Annotated in this window: 12 protein-coding genes; 7 read left to right on the top strand and 5 right to left on the bottom strand. The window is 44.3% G+C overall.

The features are described 5' to 3' along the window. Position 1: 1 nt before the first annotated feature. Positions 2 to 1516: an amidophosphoribosyltransferase gene (purF, locus tag IRQ95_RS05275; protein WP_194435955.1), complete on the top strand. Its 1515-nt coding sequence runs from the start codon at positions 2 to 4 to the stop codon at positions 1514 to 1516. 90 nt (positions 1517 to 1606) lie between these two features. On the opposite strand, the gene znuB is transcribed toward purF, so the two are convergent. Together znuB and znuC are read right to left on the bottom strand one after the other, a co-directional pair. Then, a complete protein-coding gene (znuB, locus tag IRQ95_RS05270) occupies positions 1607 to 2389 on the bottom strand; it encodes a zinc ABC transporter permease subunit ZnuB (RefSeq protein WP_194435954.1) in 783 nt (260 codons plus the stop codon). Continuing rightward, positions 2382 to 3167, bottom strand: coding sequence for a zinc ABC transporter ATP-binding protein ZnuC (gene znuC, locus IRQ95_RS05265; protein ID WP_194435953.1), 786 nt, complete (start codon positions 3165 to 3167; stop codon positions 2382 to 2384). The genes znuB and znuC overlap by 8 nt, the downstream gene beginning before the upstream one ends. An 82-nt stretch (positions 3168 to 3249) precedes the next feature. On the opposite strand from znuC, the gene znuA reads away from it, so the two are divergent. From znuA to IRQ95_RS05240, 5 genes are all read left to right on the top strand, one after another. Beyond that, complete coding sequence (gene znuA / locus IRQ95_RS05260; protein ID WP_267254480.1) at positions 3250 to 4143, top strand: zinc ABC transporter substrate-binding protein ZnuA; 894 nt, start codon at positions 3250 to 3252, stop codon at positions 4141 to 4143. A 149-nt stretch (positions 4144 to 4292) separates the two neighbouring features. Further along, a complete protein-coding gene (locus IRQ95_RS05255; RefSeq protein ID WP_194435952.1) occupies positions 4293 to 7637 on the top strand; it encodes a helix-turn-helix domain-containing protein in 3345 nt (1114 codons plus the stop codon). Between the two features lie 851 nt (positions 7638 to 8488). Beyond that, positions 8489 to 8716: a FeoA family protein gene (locus tag IRQ95_RS05250; RefSeq protein ID WP_194435951.1), complete on the top strand. Its 228-nt coding sequence runs from the start codon at positions 8489 to 8491 to the stop codon at positions 8714 to 8716. Continuing rightward, positions 8716 to 10989: a Fe(2+) transporter permease subunit FeoB gene (gene feoB / locus IRQ95_RS05245; protein ID WP_194435950.1), complete on the top strand. Its 2274-nt coding sequence runs from the start codon at positions 8716 to 8718 to the stop codon at positions 10987 to 10989. Before IRQ95_RS05250 ends, feoB begins: the two co-directional genes overlap by 1 nt. Continuing rightward, positions 10986 to 11216 (top strand): FeoC-like transcriptional regulator, encoded by a 231-nt coding sequence (locus IRQ95_RS05240; RefSeq protein ID WP_114765255.1) that lies wholly within the window; start codon positions 10986 to 10988, stop codon positions 11214 to 11216. The genes feoB and IRQ95_RS05240 overlap by 4 nt, the downstream gene beginning before the upstream one ends. 89 nt (positions 11217 to 11305) lie before the next feature. Here the strand turns inward: IRQ95_RS05240 and IRQ95_RS05235 are convergent, their stop codons facing one another. Both IRQ95_RS05235 and argS read right to left on the bottom strand, forming a co-directional pair. Beyond that, the gene (locus tag IRQ95_RS05235) at positions 11306 to 11734 is read right to left on the bottom strand and encodes an HIT family protein (RefSeq protein WP_194435949.1); all 429 of its coding nucleotides are present in this window, start codon (positions 11732 to 11734) and stop codon (positions 11306 to 11308) included. A gap of 631 nt (positions 11735 to 12365) precedes the next feature. Beyond that, positions 12366 to 14099 carry an arginine--tRNA ligase gene (gene argS, locus IRQ95_RS05230; protein WP_194435948.1) on the bottom strand — a complete coding sequence of 578 codons (1734 nt, stop codon included), beginning with the start codon at positions 14097 to 14099 and terminating at the stop codon, positions 12366 to 12368. 237 nt (positions 14100 to 14336) lie between these two features. Between argS and IRQ95_RS05225 the strand changes: the two genes are divergently transcribed. Next, positions 14337 to 14930, top strand: coding sequence for a VOC family protein (locus tag IRQ95_RS05225; protein WP_194435947.1), 594 nt, complete (start codon positions 14337 to 14339; stop codon positions 14928 to 14930). Between the two features lie 36 nt (positions 14931 to 14966). Here IRQ95_RS05225 and IRQ95_RS05220 read toward each other — a convergent pair whose 3' ends face one another. Next, positions 14967 to 17741 carry an insulinase family protein gene (locus IRQ95_RS05220; RefSeq protein ID WP_194435946.1) on the bottom strand — a complete coding sequence of 925 codons (2775 nt, stop codon included), beginning with the start codon at positions 17739 to 17741 and terminating at the stop codon, positions 14967 to 14969. Between the last annotated feature and the right edge of the window lie 261 nt (positions 17742 to 18002).

The following is an 18002-nucleotide window of genomic DNA, read 5'->3' as shown; positions in this document are numbered from 1 at the left end:
CATGTGTGGTATTGTTGGAATCGTGGGCACAACGCCTGTTAATCAGTCTATCTATGACGCTTTGACTGTATTGCAGCACCGTGGCCAAGATGCCGCCGGTATTTGTACCATAGAAAGCAATCGTTTTCGTCTGCGTAAGGCGAACGGTTTAGTCAAGGATGTGTTTGAGGCGAGACACATGCAAAGGTTGCAAGGTGACGTCGGAATAGGACATGTACGTTACCCAACCGCAGGCAGTTCCAGTGCCTCAGAAGCTCAACCTTTCTACGTAAACTCTCCATTCGGTATCTCTCTCGCCCACAACGGCAATCTCACCAACGCTAACGACGTGCGTGAAAAACTTTTCGCTAAAGATCGTCGCCACCTCAATACCACCTCTGATTCAGAAGTTCTGCTTAACGTACTCGCCCATGAAATAGATACAGTGAAAGGCACGGTGACTGCAGAAGACGTGTTTCGTGCAGTCATGAATGTTCACCGTACTATCCGCGGCGCGTACGCCGTTGTGGCAATGATTATTGGCCACGGTATGGTTGCTTTTCGTGATCCAAAAGGAATTCGTCCTTTGTGCTTAGGTAAGCGAGAAGTCGAGGGACGAACGGAATATATGGTGGCGTCAGAATCAGTGGCGCTAGATGCCGTTGGTTTTGATTTTGTTCGTGATGTCTCGCCGGGCGAAGCGGTTTATGCGACGTTTGATGGCCAGTTGCACACTCAACAGTGTGCCGACAACCCACAGCTTAACCCTTGTATGTTCGAGTATGTGTACTTTGCTCGTCCAGATTCATTTATTGATAAGATTTCTGTTTACGCAGCACGTGTCGAAATGGGTAAAAAACTCGGTGAACGTATTCGTGATGAGTACAGCCATCTTGATATTGATGTGGTCATTCCTATCCCAGAAACATCATGTGATATCGCGCTGCAAATTGCTCAGGCGATTGATGCGCCTTACCGCCAAGGTTTTGTAAAGAACCGCTATGTTGGTCGTACCTTTATCATGCCAGGACAACAGCAACGTAAGAAATCAGTGCGTCGCAAGCTCAACGCCATTCGCTCAGAGTTTAAAGATAAGAATGTGCTGCTTGTCGACGACTCGATTGTTCGTGGCACGACGTCAGAACAGATTATTGAAATGGCACGTGATTCTGGTGCGAAGAAAGTATTTATGGTGTCAGCTGCACCAGAGATTCGTTTCCCGAATGTGTACGGTATTGATATGCCAAGTGCCAATGAGCTGATTGCTCACGGTCGTGATAACGAACAAATCTGTAAACAAATTGGTGCTGATGAACTGATTTTCCAAACTTTAGAAGATTTAGTCGCAGCAGTAGGTTCTGGCAATACGGATATCACCAAATTTGAAACGTCAGTCTTCAGCGGTGAATACGTGACAGGCGATATTACCCAGCAATACCTAGAGTATCTTGAATCGTTGCGAAGCGACGACGCAAAAACTCAGCTTGAGATTCAACAAGATTTAGCCAGTTTAGAATTATACAACGAAGGTGCATAGCTCTTAGCCGAGTTTTGAGGCTGTTGTATTGAAAAGAAATAATAACTCAGTTGGTTAATACAAAACGGCTTCCCGAAGGAAGCCGTTTTTTTATGCAATTTTCTTAAACTGACTTAACAAGAATAGTGCTGCCGCACTGATCACCACTGAAGGTCCTGCAGGGGTATCGAAGTGCCAAGAGAGGCTCAGTCCGGCGAGTACCGCGATCATACCAATAACAGAAGCAACCAAAGCCATCTGTTCAGGAGTTCTCGCAAATCGTCTTGCTGTTGCGCCTGGGATAATTAACAGTGAGGTGATAATTAGCGCACCAACAAACTTCATCCCAACAGCGATAACCAAGCCAACCAACAGCATTAAAATAAGCCGCATTAAATCAACATTATGACCTTCGACACTCGCCAATTCTTCATTGATAGTGGTAGAAAGCAGTGGGCGCCAAAATAGCATTAAAATAAGACCAACCACGACAACGCCTGAATAGATGAATATTAAATCTTGCGGTGAGACGGCCAGTAGGTCGCCAAAAAGGTAACTCATCAAATCAATTCGTACATCATCGAGAAAACTCACGGCAACCAAACCCAGTGAGAGGGCACTGTGCGCGAGAATACCAAGTAATGTATCAGCAGCAACAACCTGCTGCCTTTGCAGCGTTACGAGAATGACGGCAAGAACGAGACAGCATACGACAAGTGCGAGATACAAATTGACGTCAAATAAGAAACCAAATGCCAACCCCATTAATGAGGCATGCGCTAAAGTATCGCCGAAATAGGCCATCTTTCGCCAAACAACAAAGGAGCCAAGGGGGCCTGCGATTAAAGCGATACCTAGACCGGCAAGAATAGAGGGAAGTAAAAACTCAATCATGATGATGACCGTGTGAATGATGAGAACAGCTTGAACGTGTGCCACCAACGGGTTGGCCAGCGAGGTCATGATGGTGGTGATCGTGCTGATGATGGTAAAACGCCAGTTTTTCTTGGCGGGTTTCCCCGAATAATGCGATGTACTTCGGATGCTGAGTGATGGTTGCCGGTGCACCAGAACAACAAATATGGTGATGCAAGCAAATGACGTGATCAGTTTTTGCCATCACCAAGTGTAAGTCGTGAGAAACCATGAATACCGCGCAGTTAAAGCGATGACGAATTGTATCTATTAGGTCATAAAGGTCAATTTGGCCTTGAACATCGACACCTTGTGCAGGTTCATCTAACACCAATAAATCGGGTCTTTGTAGCAATGCGCGAGCTAAAAGCACCCGTTGAGTTTCACCGCCAGATAGAGCATGCATGTCACTAAGGAGTAGATGCTGAGCGCCAGTTAGAGTTAACGCTTCTTGAATTTCTTGTTGGCTAAAGCGCCCCGCTAGGCGTAAAAAACGCGAAACATCCAGTGGTAATGTTTCGTTCAACTTCAGCTTTTGCGGAACATAACCAATTTTGAGTTTCTTTGGTTTAATGATGGAGCCTTGATAGCGCTTTTGTAAGCCAAGCAAAACTTTTACTAAGGTTGATTTGCCCGCTCCATTAGGCCCAACAAGAGTAATGATTTCGCCTTTATTTATGCTCAAACTGACGTTATCTAGTACTTGTCGTCCGTCAAACTGAACATTGATATTGGATAGCTCGATGAGCGCGGTCATGAATAGAACTCATTTGCAATTGACTAATGTTATAATGTAACATTTATTCTTCACTAATTCTAGACAGTCGTGCTTTACTCAAATGAAAACTAAATTCGCTCTTTTATTTGCCCCATTAATGGCATCAATAAGTGGTGCTGCTCTCGCTCAAGAACCGCAGGTCTTGACCAGTATTAAACCGATTCAAATGATCACTCATGAGATTATGTTAGGTGTTGCCGAGCCAGATGTACTCTTAAAATCCAATGCTTCGCCTCACGATTATGCGTTGAAACCTTCTGATGTGAAGAAAGTGAAAGATGCGAGCTTAGTTATTTGGTTTGGTAAAGATTTGGAACCTTTTCTTGCGGGCACGATTGAACAAAAAGGTCAGGCTTTAGAAATTTCTAAAATTGAAGGTTTGAAACTACGTGAGTTTAGCCACGAAGGGCACGATCATCATGATGGTCACGATCATGGTAGCCATGACCCACACTTTTGGCTCGGTTATGAGACAACCTTGCAAGCCGCAGAGGCGATTGCAAAACAACTGGCGGAACATGATCCTGAAAATGCAGCAACGTACCTAAGTAACTATAAGAGTTTTGCCGAGCAATACCGCAGTAAACACGAGCAAATAAAAGCTCAACTCGAGCCGGTAAAACAGCAAGGTTATTATGTGTTCCACGATGCTTACGGTTACTTTGAACAAGATTATCAACTGAACAATCTTGGTCATTTTACGGTTACACCTGATCGTAAGCCTGGTGCAAAAACGCTGATCAAAATTCGTAGCGAATTACGCAGTGAGAACGCCAAATGTGTGTTTGCAGAGCCGCAATTTACACCAGCCGTGATTAAATCAGTAATGCGAGGCAGTAAGGCCAAGCTTGGCGAACTCGATCCTGTCGCATCGACGATTGAAGTGAAAGATGGCAGTTATTTTACTTTCATCGATCAGATCTCCCACAGTTTTTCTGACTGTTTAAGCAACTAAATTCAATTTTTATTGCGTGAACTCTAGTAAACACAATAGTTTGAGTATTCAACTAGGCGTTTATCCAATAGAATAAAGCAGACTAGTAACAATGGGCGCAAAAGCTAACGCGCCCATTGTTGGCTTTTTTATGCTTTAAGGATTGGTTAGTGAAACGCACCTTTTGGGTTACGTTGTTCTTTTTCGTAACACGGATAGTTTACGCTTTTGATTCTTCGCCTTCAGTGTTTTACCCACTGCCTAGCGAGAGTCAAGGGCAAGTGTTTGCCGCAAAGCAACTATTCCTCTCTTCTACTGGCGGACTTTGGATTCACGATGTCCGCGACAAAGTTTTGTTTTTTGATGGCCACACCGTTTCACCTAAGACGGGGTCTGTCCTGCCATATACTACCGAGCAAGTGACAGTAAGCGGTGACTTTTTCTGGACGTTTGATGACAACCGTGTTTATCGCTCTAGCTCTTACAGTCAACGCGAGCTGGTGTTCGAGCTTCCTGCTGGTAACGAAATCGTCAATATGGGTGCCAGTGGCGACTATATTTGGCTTTCTGATGATGCGCATTTTCATACTTATCGAGTCGAAGACGGGGAGTTAAGTAGTTACTCCTTAATGGAGCTATACCGTTACAACGAATCGCTCAATTTAACCATTAACGATGCGATCTTCTTGAAAACCCGTTGGGTTTTGGCCACGGTTAATGGTGTTTTCGTCTCAGAAAGTGCGGGCTTTCGCCATGTTCCGCGCTCTCTTGGTAATGGGATAGATAAACTTTATTACTCTACCACGCGAAGAGAGCTTGTTCTGGGTTCACGCAAAGGCGCGATTGTTTACGACATTAACAATACTTCAAAGCCTAAGTTTATTATCCCTTCTCCCAATGTAATAAGTATTGCGGAAACCGCTGATTCTTATTGGATCGGCACCAAAAGCGGGTTGTATATCTATTCTTTTATTAGTGGTGAAATGGAGAAGCATTCTGGAGAGAAGGATGCAGGTTACACGCTAACGGGGCGCCGCGTATATTCATTGATTAATGACAATCGTGGCGGCATGTGGATTGCGACAAATAAAGGCATTCAATATTACTCATTGTTTGGTAAAAAATTTGAGCGTTTCCCTACTCAAGATTTGACCCAAGATCACAATCATAATCTGATCGAAAACCTCGTTGTAATGAAAAGTAAGCGCGGTTATTGGATGAGTAAAGAGGATGGTTTTTATCGCTTGTTTGTGGGTCGGGAGCATCAAATGGAACGACTCAACAGTGCGCGTGCGCATGATATTTTGGAACGTGATGGCAAGGTTTGGTTAGCAACGAATCAGGGCATCATAGTGCTTGATGCTCTGACTGGAGAAAGGCTTGAAACACCATCTTTGGATGCCCCGTTTAGTGGTCAACAAGTCACCCATTTAGCGAGCGATAGTAACGGTAACATTTGGATTGCCAATAGTGAGTATATCTGGTGCTTTAATTCAAAAACTTCGCAGATAAAGCTTATAGCGCAACAGTGGCAAAGTAACGTCAACACCCATGTACAACTAAAACGTATGCTGATGTCGAGCGGTGGGGATTTGGTTTTAGGTACTGAAAGAGGCATATACTTGCTGCAAAAAGGCCAGCTCAAATATGTGCCCCAAAGTGACAAATTCGGTTCTGTTCACAGTTTGATGGAAGGAAGTGAACAACAGATTTGGATCGCGAGCAATTACGGTATCAACGTGATCGATTTGAACACCTTCTCGGTCCAGCCAATTGCGATGGTTGATGAGAATATTAGCCCTCAATGTCTGGTTAAAAATAGTACGGGAATATGGTTAACATCCACCGCAGGATTAACCCAATATTCATCCGACCAGCAGCTTCTTTCCCACTATGGTCAGCCATTTGGTTTGATTAATAATGAATTTAGAAATAGCTTTTGTTTAGAGGATGCGCAAGATCCTGAATCATTATTATTAGGCTCTTGGCATAGCTTAGTGCGTGTACAGAGTAAAGATTTAATTGTTAGCCCTTTGCCTGAGGCTAACGTGTTGTTCTCGCAAATATTAGTGAACCAAAAATTAGTTTCATTTGGATCGAATAACGATAGCGACTTAGCTGCGCCTTATGGAGAGTCAATTTCGATACAAATGGGCATCATGCCAAGAATCAGCGGATCTTCTTTAGAGTATCGTTTGAACAATGAAAAAATATGGACGCCACTCGATGGACACCAAATCGCGATGGAGGGACTGACACCGGGGCAGTACACACTGTATGTGAGACCGGTAGTGAATGGCTTAGGGCGAGGTAGTGAACGTAGCTTAGCTTTTAGTGTGATTGAGCCATGGTATCTCAATTCAGTGGCTCTCTCATTGTATGTTGTATCGGCTGTGGTTTTTGTTTTTGGATTGGCGTATTGGCGATCACGATTGATGGCGAGTGCTAACCGTCAACTGAAAGCACAAGTTGCATTGAAAACTAATCAGTTGCGCCATCAGAGCCGGATTCTTTTGAGTAATAACCACCAACTACGTAAGCAACTACAAGTGCGACGCCTGATATTCGGGCAGGCTATCCACTCATTTAGAGAGCGATTACAGAGTGCTGAACAAAGTGTAGATCAAGCAAGTGCACATCCACAGTCGCGAATGATTGAACAGATATCTTCGGAACTCGAGTTACTCTTGAATGTAAGAGAATCTCATGGGCAAAGCTCACCAGCTTACAATTTGTCGATGATACTGAATTCAACATTAGATGGTTGGCGCGAGGAGTTCGGCAAAGCTGGAATTGTTGTCGACCTCGATAACTCAACGGCCAAAGATGCCTATGTCGTACTCAATTATTTCAATTTAGATGTTCTATTTAATTTGGTATTTGATGGATTGATTAAACGCTGTAGTCGAAATCAGCATGTTTATATTCAGTTAAAGAGTACCAGTAGTGACGTGCAATTAAATCTTGTCGATGAAGGTAAGAAGTGTGATATCGCTGATGACGAGCACTGGCTTGAGGTTGTCAAACTCGTCAATATTAGCGGAGGCCATCTAGAGATTGAAGAGACAGAAAGCGACAATAAGATAAGTTTGAGTTGGGTGAAAAGTCATACATTTGACGAGAACTCGATTGTCGATACTGATAATTTACCGAGCGATAGTGCCATGCTGTCTTCATCGGATCCGTTTATCATCCGCCTAGAAGGGCTCGTGTTGGAACACTATACCGATCCTGAATTCAGTACTTCAACGGCTGCAAAGATGTTATTTGTTTCTGAACGCAGTTTGCAACGTCGCTTTAAAGCCGCAACGCAGCGAACGTTTTCTGACTATTTGGGCGAAGTTCGCTTAGATAATGCCTGTCGACATCTGTTGGCTGGCGCAAAGGTCGCTGACGTTGCATTTGATTGTGGTTTTAATGACCCTTCCTATTTTAGTCAGAGATTTAAACATCGCTTTGGTGTTTCTCCTACTCAATTTGTCGAGCAAAGTGATGTAATTGAAGAAGCCTTCTAAATGAAGGCTCATTGCTCTACCTAAGTTATTTTTCTGAATTTCTCATCTGGGAAGTATTTGAGTATAGATACGCTCTCTTTACGATGGTATGAGCTCGCCTATTGAGCTCTTAGCAGTGTCATTACCTTCTTCTATCGGCGAGCCTACATTGCGTCAGAATGCTTAGCATTGCAGATGTTGGCGCTTCCTAGGCTTAAATTAAAACGCGCAGAGGGTACTTATCATCACGATTATGCCCAACTAGTGTACTAGTTAAATAGTTTTAATTTTTTTAACGAAAAATAACTAAGTATAGTCACGTCATGCTGGGTGTCTAAGGAGATTTGTTGGGATGGGTTGCGATAAGAAGCATTGTAAATCAGAAGCTTAAAAAAAATATCGTGGTATAGCCGGGGGGACTATACCACGGGTGTCAAGGACACCTTCGCTTGCTGCCGGAGTGGTGCGGGGGCACCACCTCTGGAATTCATTTGTCTAAAGGCTTTGTTTGCCCGACGGAAGTCACTATAAGCAACTTAACTTTATTTACTTATAAAATTAACGCCAAGTTGACATAAGATTTGCGACAATGAGGTTAAGCTATTGTTTTATGGTGATAATTTTTTAATATTAAATCTAATATAAAAAAATTAAAAAATATGAATAGCAATGAATTTCTAGGTTTTGACGTTTTTAACGAGATGTAATTGACGAAATTTACGTGTAATTAGGTTCGGTAGGCAATATTTTCCATAAACGTAAAATTTGATTTCAGACAAGAATTGTTACATTTGCTTTAGGTATCATTGCTGATATAGAAGTTAATAGTAATTACTCTCATTATTAACTGCGATTACCAGATTGGGAATGTGATGCAACTTACAAAACTACAGCAAGGGCAACAAGCAACCATAATTGGCTTTGCCGAACTATCAAATGATGTGCGTAAAAAGTTGATGGTAATGGGACTATTGCCTAATACACCGATTAAGCTTATTCGTTTTGCGCCAATGGGCGATCCATTGCAGGTAGAAGTGCGTGGGGTCTCTATTGCTGTTCGTACCAACATCGCTGAATCAATTTTGGTGGAGGTACAATAATGCAATATCAGATTCTAACCGTCGGTAATCCCAATAGTGGTAAAACAACCCTGTTTAATGGTTTAACGGGGGCCAAGCAGCAAGTGGGTAACTGGGCTGGCGTAACCGTTGAGAAAAAAACAGGTCGATACACACACTCTGGCGATGAATTCTTATTAACCGATCTTCCTGGTATTTATGCTTTAGATAGCGGCAACGATAGCAATAGTATTGATGAGTCGATTGCTTCACGTGCCGTTCTAACTCATCCAGCGGATCTTATCATTAACGTGGTAGATGCGACCTGCTTGGAGCGTAGCTTATACATGACACTACAATTGCGCGAACTTGGTCGTCCAATGGTGGTTGTACTGAATAAGATGGACGCACTTAAGCGCGAGCGCCAGATCATTGATGCAAAAGCGCTAGAAAAAGTCCTAGGTTGTCCAGTTATTGCGATTTCTGCTAACAATAAAGCGCAGATCCATGAGTTTAAAGAGCTGTTACACAAAGTAGTCGTTCAAGGTGTAACGCTTGATGCAATGAAGCTAGAGTATAGTGCCGAGTTTGAAGCAACGTTAGATTCGTTAGAACCAATGTTTGTTGGTCAAGAATCAGCGCCACGCGCATTAGCGATTCGCGCGTTAGAACAAGATGTGCTGGTTATCAACTCATTGAAATCAGAGCAGCGTGAACTGGTTAATCAACAGCGAATTACCCTGGATGTCGACGTCGATTTACATGTTGCTGATACTAAGTACACATTCCTTCATGAACAGTGCAAAAAAGTGCGCCGCAGCGAAGGTAAACTGAGTCGTAGTTTTACCGAAAAAGTCGACAACATCATTTTGAATAAATGGGTTGGTATTCCTTTCTTCTTCGTTGTGATGTATTTGATGTTTATGTTTGCGATCAACATTGGTGGCGCGTTCATCGACTTTTTCGACATTGGCGTTGGTGCGGTCTTGGTTGATGGAGGACACTATCTATTAGATGGTCATCTGCCAGTATGGCTTGTAACGCTTATTGCTGATGGTGTGGGTGGCGGTATCCAAACGGTAGCGACTTTTATTCCTGTCATTGCTGGCCTGTACTTGTTCCTAGCGGTATTGGAAAGTTCAGGTTATATGTCACGTGCAGCATTTGTGCTTGATAAAGTAATGCAGAAGATTGGTTTACCGGGTAAAGCGTTTGTGCCTTTAGTACTTGGTTTTGGCTGTAACGTACCATCGATTATGGCAACTCGTACTCTAGATCAAGAACGTGAGCGTAAACTGGCGGCTTCTATGGCACCGTTTATGTCATGTGGTGCTCGCCTTCCTGTTTATGCCTTGTTTGCTGCAGCATTCTTCCCTGAAAGTGGGCAAAATGTCGTATTTGCACTTTACCTAATGGGCATTGTTGCCGCTGTCTTTACTGGTTTAGTGCTTAAGCACACGCTTTATCCAGGTTCAAGCGATAGCCTAGTAATGGAAATGCCGGATTACGAACTGCCGACGATGCAGAATGTAATGATCAAAACATGGCAAAAGCTTAAGCGTTTCGTACTTGGAGCAGGTAAAACCATCGTAGTGGTAGTGACAATTCTAAGTTTCTTCAACTCGCTGGGTATGGATGGCAGCTTTGGCAACGAAGATTCAGAAAACTCGGTTCTATCTAAAGCATCGCAAATTGTCACACCAGTATTTGCGCCAATTGGCGTTCAAGAAGACAACTGGCCTGCGACAGTGGGTATTATTACCGGTATTTTTGCTAAAGAAGCGGTTGTGGGTACGTTAAACAGTCTTTATGCACCAAGTGAAGGTGATGAAGGCGGTGAATACGATCTGATGGCAAGCTTAGAAGAAGCAGTAATGACCATTCCTGATAACTTGGCGGGTCTTAACTACTCAGATCCATTGGGTGTTGAAGTGGGCGATCTAACGAATAGCTCAGCAGTAGCCGAAGAGCAAGAAGTTGATGCATCCATATTTGGTAATCTGAAAGGCTACTTTGCATCGAGTAACGCAGCATTTGCCTACTTGATCTTCATTTTGCTATACACGCCATGTGTGGCAGCAATGGGTGCTTATGTACGCGAATTTGGTCAAAAATACGCACGATTTATCGCTGTTTGGACCATGGGTTTGGCTTACGGTAGTGCGACACTGTATTACCAAGCAACGCACTTTGCTGACCATCCGGCAACCAGCAGCGCGTGGATTGCTGGTATCTTGGTTGTTGCAGCGTTAGTTTACCGAGCACTAAAAGCTGCGGGCAAAAAACAACAGGCATTAGAGGTGCAAATGGCATGATTTTAGCTGAACTGAAACAATACATTGACGCACAAGGCAGTGCATCTCGTCAGGAATTGGCGAAGCAGTTTGCTCTGAGTGAAGATGGTGTTGATGCGATGCTGTCGGTATGGGTGAAGAAAGGCGTGATTTCACGCATGATTGATACCAACAAAGCTGACAAAGTCACGCGAGTTCGATATTCAGCCAATCAAGCCAATGCGTTGTCACTGACAGTGACGATGTAAAGCCAATCAGTTGCAGATACGATAAAGCAAAGCCACTTCACTTGAAGTGGCTTTTTGCATATTGGGTGTAGTGTCGTGTACTACATTTATCAGGCTTTAGTAAAAAGGCTACTTAAGCTAAGCACATTGCCAATACGCGTTGCGATTGCTTGCTGCTCTTCTTCGCTACGAAATTCGTCCTTGGTGTTACCCCAAACAGGACCTGGCCAAGCCACGTCATCTTTAAAGCGAGCAATATGGTGAATATGCAGTTGTGGCACCATATTACCTAGCGCGCCAAGGTTTAGTTTATCGGGTTGGAACGTCGCTTCCAGCGCTTGGCTCACCGCTTGAGATTCAAGTAGGAACTGTTGCTGCTCTTGCATTGGTAAGTGATGCAATTCTTTTAGATTCGCGCGTTTAGGGACCAAAATGACCCAAGGCACCGCATTGTCTTTGTGCAGTAGCGCCACCGTTAAAGGGAAGTGGCCAAGTACCGTGGTGTCCTTAGCCAATTGAGGATGCAGTTCAAAGCTCATTATTGTTTCCGGTTGGGGGAGTTTTGGTGATTATAACGTAGCGCAATCGAACGCGCAGCAAAGCTTGGTTACGGATGCGGGGTCCGGGAACGCTCAGCCGAGGGCTTCGCTACGGATGCGGGAACGTTCGACCTGTGGTCTCACTATGGATGCGGGGTTTGGGAACGCACAGCCGAGGGCTGCGCTACGGGCACGGGAACGTTCGACCTGCAGTCTCACTACGGATGCGGGATTTGGGAACGCTCAGCCGAGGGCTGCGCTACGGATGCGGGAACGTTCGACCTGCGGTCTCACTATGGATGCGGGGTTTGGGAACGCTCAGCCGAGGGCTTCGCTACGGATAAGGGAACGTTTCGCTTGAGGCTGCGCTACGGACAGAGGGACACTTAGACGGTGTTGGACGTTTTTGCTCTTGCCGTGAGCTTATCTTTCGATAAGCGTTCCGTATTCCATATTCCATATTCCATATTCCATATTCCGTATTCCGTAAGTTCAGCTTTAGCTGAACGTTCCCGCTTCCCAAAACGAAAAAAACCGACGTTCTCACGTCGGCTTTCTCTTATTTCGTAGCGAAGCGTTCCCGCATCTCGAAGCTAAGCTTCAAAGAAGCTTTGCGCTCCCGCTTCCGCTTTTACATGCGCTCTAGAGTTTCGATACCTAGTAGCGATAGACCTTGCTTGATAGTCTTCGCGGTTAGCGCTGCAAGTTTTAGACGGCTTTGTTTCACTGCTTCGTCTTCTGCCACAAGGATAGGGCATGCTTCGTAGAAGCTAGAGAATTGACCCGCTAGTTCGAATAGGTAGCTACACATGATGTGTGGTTGACCTTCGCGAGCAACAGACTGTACTGCTTCTTCAAACTGCATTAGTTTAGCAATCAGTGCTTTCTCTTTCTCGTCAGTGATCTTGATTTCACCTTGTAGCTCATCCATTGATACGCCAGCTTTAGCGAAAATAGAAGCTACGCGAGTGTATGCGTATTGCATGTAAGGTGCAGTGTTGCCTTCGAATGCAAGCATGTTGTCCCAGTCGAACACGTAGTCAGTCGTACGGTGTTTAGATAGGTCAGCGTATTTAACTGCTGCCATTGCAACGGTGTTAGCGATCGCTTTCTTCTCGTCTTCTGCTAGGTCAGGGTTCTTAGATTCGATCAGCTGCGCTGCACGAACTTCTGCTTCATCAAGAAGATCAGCCAGACGAACAGTACCGCCTGCACGAGTCTTGAATGGTTTACCGTCTTTACCTAACATCATGCCGAACGCGTGATGCTCAAGCGATACTGATTCAGGGATATAACCTGCTTTACGCACGATAGTCCAAGCTTGCATTAGGTGCTGATGTTGACGAGAGTCGATGAAGTACAGAACGCGATCCGCACCTAGTTGCTCGTAACGGTATTTTGCACACGCAATGTCAGTGGTGGTGTATAGGAAGCCACCATCGCGTTTTTGCACGATAACGCCCATAGGTTCGCCGTCTTTGTTCTTGTACTCATCAAGGAACACAACTTGCGCGCCGTCATCTTCAACTGCCAGACCTTGTGCTTTTAGGTCTGCAACGATCTTAGGTAGCATGTCGTTGTACATACTTTCACCCATTACGTCTTCACGAGTAAGTGATACGTTTAGACGATCGTAGTTGCGTTGGTTTTGAATCATGGTTACGTCAACCAGCTTCTTCCACATTTCCGCGCAGAACTGGTCGCCGCCTTGTAGTTTAACTACGTAGCCACGTGCTTTTACGGCAAACTCTTCGTCTTCATCGTACAGTTTCTTCGATTCACGGTAGAAACCTTCAAGGTCAGCCAGTTCCATTGAAACTTCGCCAGACTCTTGTTGTACACGCTCTAGGTTTGCGATCAGCATACCGAACTGAGTACCCCAGTCACCGATGTGGTTGGCACGAATCACTTTGTGGCCTAGGAACTCAAGAGTACGTACTACGGCATCACCGATGATGGTTGAGCGTAGGTGGCCTACGTGCATTTCTTTTGCAACGTTTGGTGCAGAGTAGTCAGCAACAATAGTTTGCGCTTCTTCAGCTGCAACGCCTAGACGTGCGTCAGCAAGCGCGATATCCGCTTGTTTTGCAAGAAACTCTTCGCTTAGGAAGATATTGATAAAGCCAGGGCCTGCAATTTCAGTTTTGCTTGCGATACCGTCTAGGTCGAGAACATCCAATACTTTCTGCGCAAACTCGCGTGGGTTCGTACCTAGTTGTTTAGCTACGCCCATAACGCCGTTAGCTTGGTAGTCACCGAACTGAGGTTTTGCTGATTGGCGAACGGCTGCAGGGCTGCCTGCAGGAGCGCCAGCGGCTTCTAGAGCCTGAGAAACTTTTTCATTAATAAGTGCTTGGATATTCACACGCGCTTCCTTCAAATCTAGGAAATATTGGGGTTTGCCGATTGTGGCGAAAATGGATACTTATTGTATCGGCGCCGTTTAAAATAGCGGCAAACCAAATCGAGTTCACAAATTGGCGCACATGATACCAATTTTCTTAAACCGCATATAGGGAGTAATTTGAGTATTTTTCTACTTTTCTTGATGATCTTGTTACTATTAAGAAAAAAGTAACCTTTTACTTAAGGAAAAAGCCTCATGTCGTTATCAAGAGCTGAACTATTACCAGAGCAGTTAAAACAAAAACTGCCAGAATTTATGCTTAAAATTCAGAGTTTAAGTGAAAAGTTACAAATAGATTTAGCCGAGTTTCAAGCGGATCACATTGCATTACGAATCAATGAGCAGGAACTTGCACAGCAAGCGCATCAAGCATGGCTTACTGAAGGCGTTGAAATCTCCAACGCGCAAATTAATGGCCGTCCTATTATTGTTTTGGCTTTCAATCAGCCATTGCAAGCGTTGAATTGGCAAATCGAGTGTCTTGAATTGCCTTATCCGGCGGAAGGTAAAATCTACCCAGAGCAAAGCTGGGAGCATGTGGAATTTGTTATTCCGTCGAAAGCCCAAACGGCAGATGAATTTGCAGATGAGTTAAAACAACGTTTCCCTGCCTTGGCGGAACAGTGGGATAGCTTGGCGAACATGGGCATTAAAGTAAAACTTTCGAGCCCGAAAGGAGAAGGCGAGCGCCTCAATAATCCAACGGTGGCATTTAAGCATCAGGGAGTGTGCATTAAGCTTCACCCCCATTCACTCAAAGCGATTGTTGCCTCTGAACAATCTGCTTAAGCATCGCCTATATAAGACTCGACACACTTATTGTAATTAACCGAGTTCAATATCTTTTGGCCGCAATTGAAATTCTTCAATTGAGCCGATTTCCAACCCAAGGTCTAATGGCTCCGCGTCTTGATGAGCGTTACCTTGGGTGTGCATGATTAAGCGGTTGGCCGTACGGGGTTTTAACTCATTAACGACGAAACGGATCATATCACTGCGGGTTAACTTCTTCAGTTCGGTTAATACACGCTGGCGCTGATCAAATTGCTCATCTTTGTTGCCAATCGCCACCCATAGTCGTTGAGCTCTCCCGCGTAGAGTGGTATCGGGTGTTGAAATCTGATTCCAAAGTCCACGTTTACTGCTATGCCACTGGTATTCATTCAGCTCGAGCAAGACCATGTAAAAGGCATTTAAAAATTCGTCGATAGAGCTAATCAAATCAATCGGAGCGGCGTTCGGTGATTGAACATACAACACAATTCCCGGGTGCTTATTGAGTGGCATATTACCCGTTCCGACCATATAGCCTAGTTGTTGTTTGGTGCGAATTTCATGGAAGAAGGTCGCTGACATCAAGTGGTTCGCCAGAGAGTATAGCGCGATGTTTTTTGCGGTTGTATCTTCACATTGGTAATAGACGACAATCGCTGAATCTTCTTGATTACATTCAACTTCTCTTTGGAAAGTGCCACTTTCGCCTAACATGACTAATGGACGCAGCGCTTCTTCATATTGCTGGTCTTGCACTCGCAGAGCTGTTTTTAGGGTTTCACCTAAAGCAAGTGCCTCGTCACGCGTCCAGTCGCCATAGACGAACATTTCTACGTGCAATTCTGCAAGGATGGCCTGTACAAAACTGGCAAGCGAGTCGACTTCAATGCTTTCTAATGCTTCAACAAGCGCAGCGTACGGAGGGTTATTAGGTTGCAAAATTCCCGTCATTGCATTGAAAAGCTGTGAAATTGGACGATCTTGGGAAGAATTTCGCCAATTCCTCAATAGTTGAGTTTTAATTGTATTAAAGCGTTTTTCACTGAACTCGCGTTTCGCGAAACGCTCTAAAATCATTTTCATTAGCTCAGGTTGTTTCTCGGTAAAACCTGAGACCGCTAAAGTAACGCCGCCTTGATGAGCATATAAATTGTAACCCATCCCAGCAATTTCTGCTTGATAGGTTTCTTTGGCTAGCGCATCAAGGAACATCTCAACACATAGGCGAGTTTTAACAATGTTTGTGGGATTCGCGACCGCATGAGGGCTATCGATCGCCACATAAATGACCCCTTTAGGCACTCGAAATTCGCTGTCTTGCAGGTGCCATAACTTAAAGCCCGGTAAATCAGAGATTATACTTGGAGTTTCATCGTTACTTTGTAGTGCCTTAGGCGTTAAATCGTAACAAATGAATGGGTTGCGTGCCGGCAATTCAGCTTTGATGGTTGATGGTTGCTGGTAAAACTCTTTTTGTTCAGGACTGATCAACTTGACAGAATAAGGCGTGTCGTACCACTTCGCATGCTCTTCGTAAGTTAAGCCTTTCACTATTTGTGTGACGCGTAGATTATCAGTAGTGAAATAGCGAGCGAGATCGCGCAGCACATCCGCTTGATATTGCGCCATTTTAAAGTCACCGTAGATAATGTCTTCACTTTCGTAGTGCTGCATGTTCACCACTAAGTGACTCGCCATATCCATCGGTCGAGTCGGCTCTTGAAATCTAAACGCCGATTCTAATACTGCTTTCTTCTCCAAATAGCGCCATTCATCCAGTCCACGAGCTTTGATGATAGCAATATAGTTAAACACGGCTTGAATGATCTCATCGACATGGGAGAGACCTTCTTGGGTTAGCGTGCAGCTGATATTAAATTCGCGATAGTTACTGCCACTGACACCGCCGCCTGCAGAAAGTGAGGTGATCCATCCTGCATCTTTAAGCTCTAGCATTAAGCTATTTTCACCCTCATAACCCAGCAAGTGAGCGAAGTAGGAGAGTGGCTTGGTATGGTAATACTCTCCAGTACTCGGCATTGGAAATGCCATGATCAATTTGCGGATATCTTTAATCGGCTCAACGTCAACCCATATCCCAGTAGAACGGATATCCGTGAATGGCTCGCTAATGCTCTTGCCGCGTAATTGGTTATTCTTAATATTCGCGAATTTCTCGTTTGCCCACTCTTGCATCTCATCCAGTGATTGCTGACCAATTAAAACCAATGTCATTAAATCGGCTGAGTATTGCAGAGCGTGAAATGCAACGATTTCGTCACGAATTGAATGCCCATTACGATCGCCAAGCGTTTCGATATTACCCACTGAGAATTTGGCGAAAGGATGGTTAGGATTGATCACTTCTTTGTGAACTTGGTATAAGCGGCGAGAGTCATCGTTGAGCTTCATTTTGTATTCGGAGTCAACCGCTTGACGCTCTTTATCGAGTGCTTCTGCATTAAAAAGTGGCGCGGTAAAAAATTGGCTGAAGCGATCTAGGCCATTGCAAAATGCGTTTGGATCAACATCAAAGAAGAAACACGTATGTTCGGTTCCAGTCCAAGCATTATTCGAACCACCGTGTTGACTGATATAGCTCTGGAACTCGCCGATTTTGGGATACTTTTCCGTACCTAAAAACAACATATGCTCTAGATAGTGAGCCATACCTTGACGCTCTTGAGGATCATCGAAATGACCGACGTTTACCGCGAGAGCTGCCGCAGACTTCTGTGCATCTTGATCATGAATTAATAACACCCTTAAATCATTTTCAAGCGTTAAGTAGCGATATAGATGGGTGTCATTTGGGCTTACATGCACAGTATTTCTCCAAACCTTGAAAGATATTTAAGTATGACCGCGTTTAGTGGCACTGCAAACAACTATTATTGATGTTAGTTAAGTGTATTTGCTTAAAATGTTAGAAATTTTTGATAATTGTAGCCTAAAAGCTCGCTACAAATTGAAACAAAAACACGCGGCTATCCTTTAAGATTGTTAAGAATGTCTGAGTCTTTGGCAAGTTACTTGATATAATTAATTTTGTTATATGCCTAAGTAACCTCAATATACCCAAGTGAC

The sequence above is a fragment of the Vibrio fluminensis genome, from assembly GCF_015278125.1.
In the GTDB taxonomy this organism is placed as follows: domain Bacteria; phylum Pseudomonadota; class Gammaproteobacteria; order Enterobacterales; family Vibrionaceae; genus Vibrio; species Vibrio fluminensis.
The sequence above is the reverse complement of the archived record's forward strand: the minus strand, read 5'-3'. Positions and strand labels throughout refer to the sequence as shown.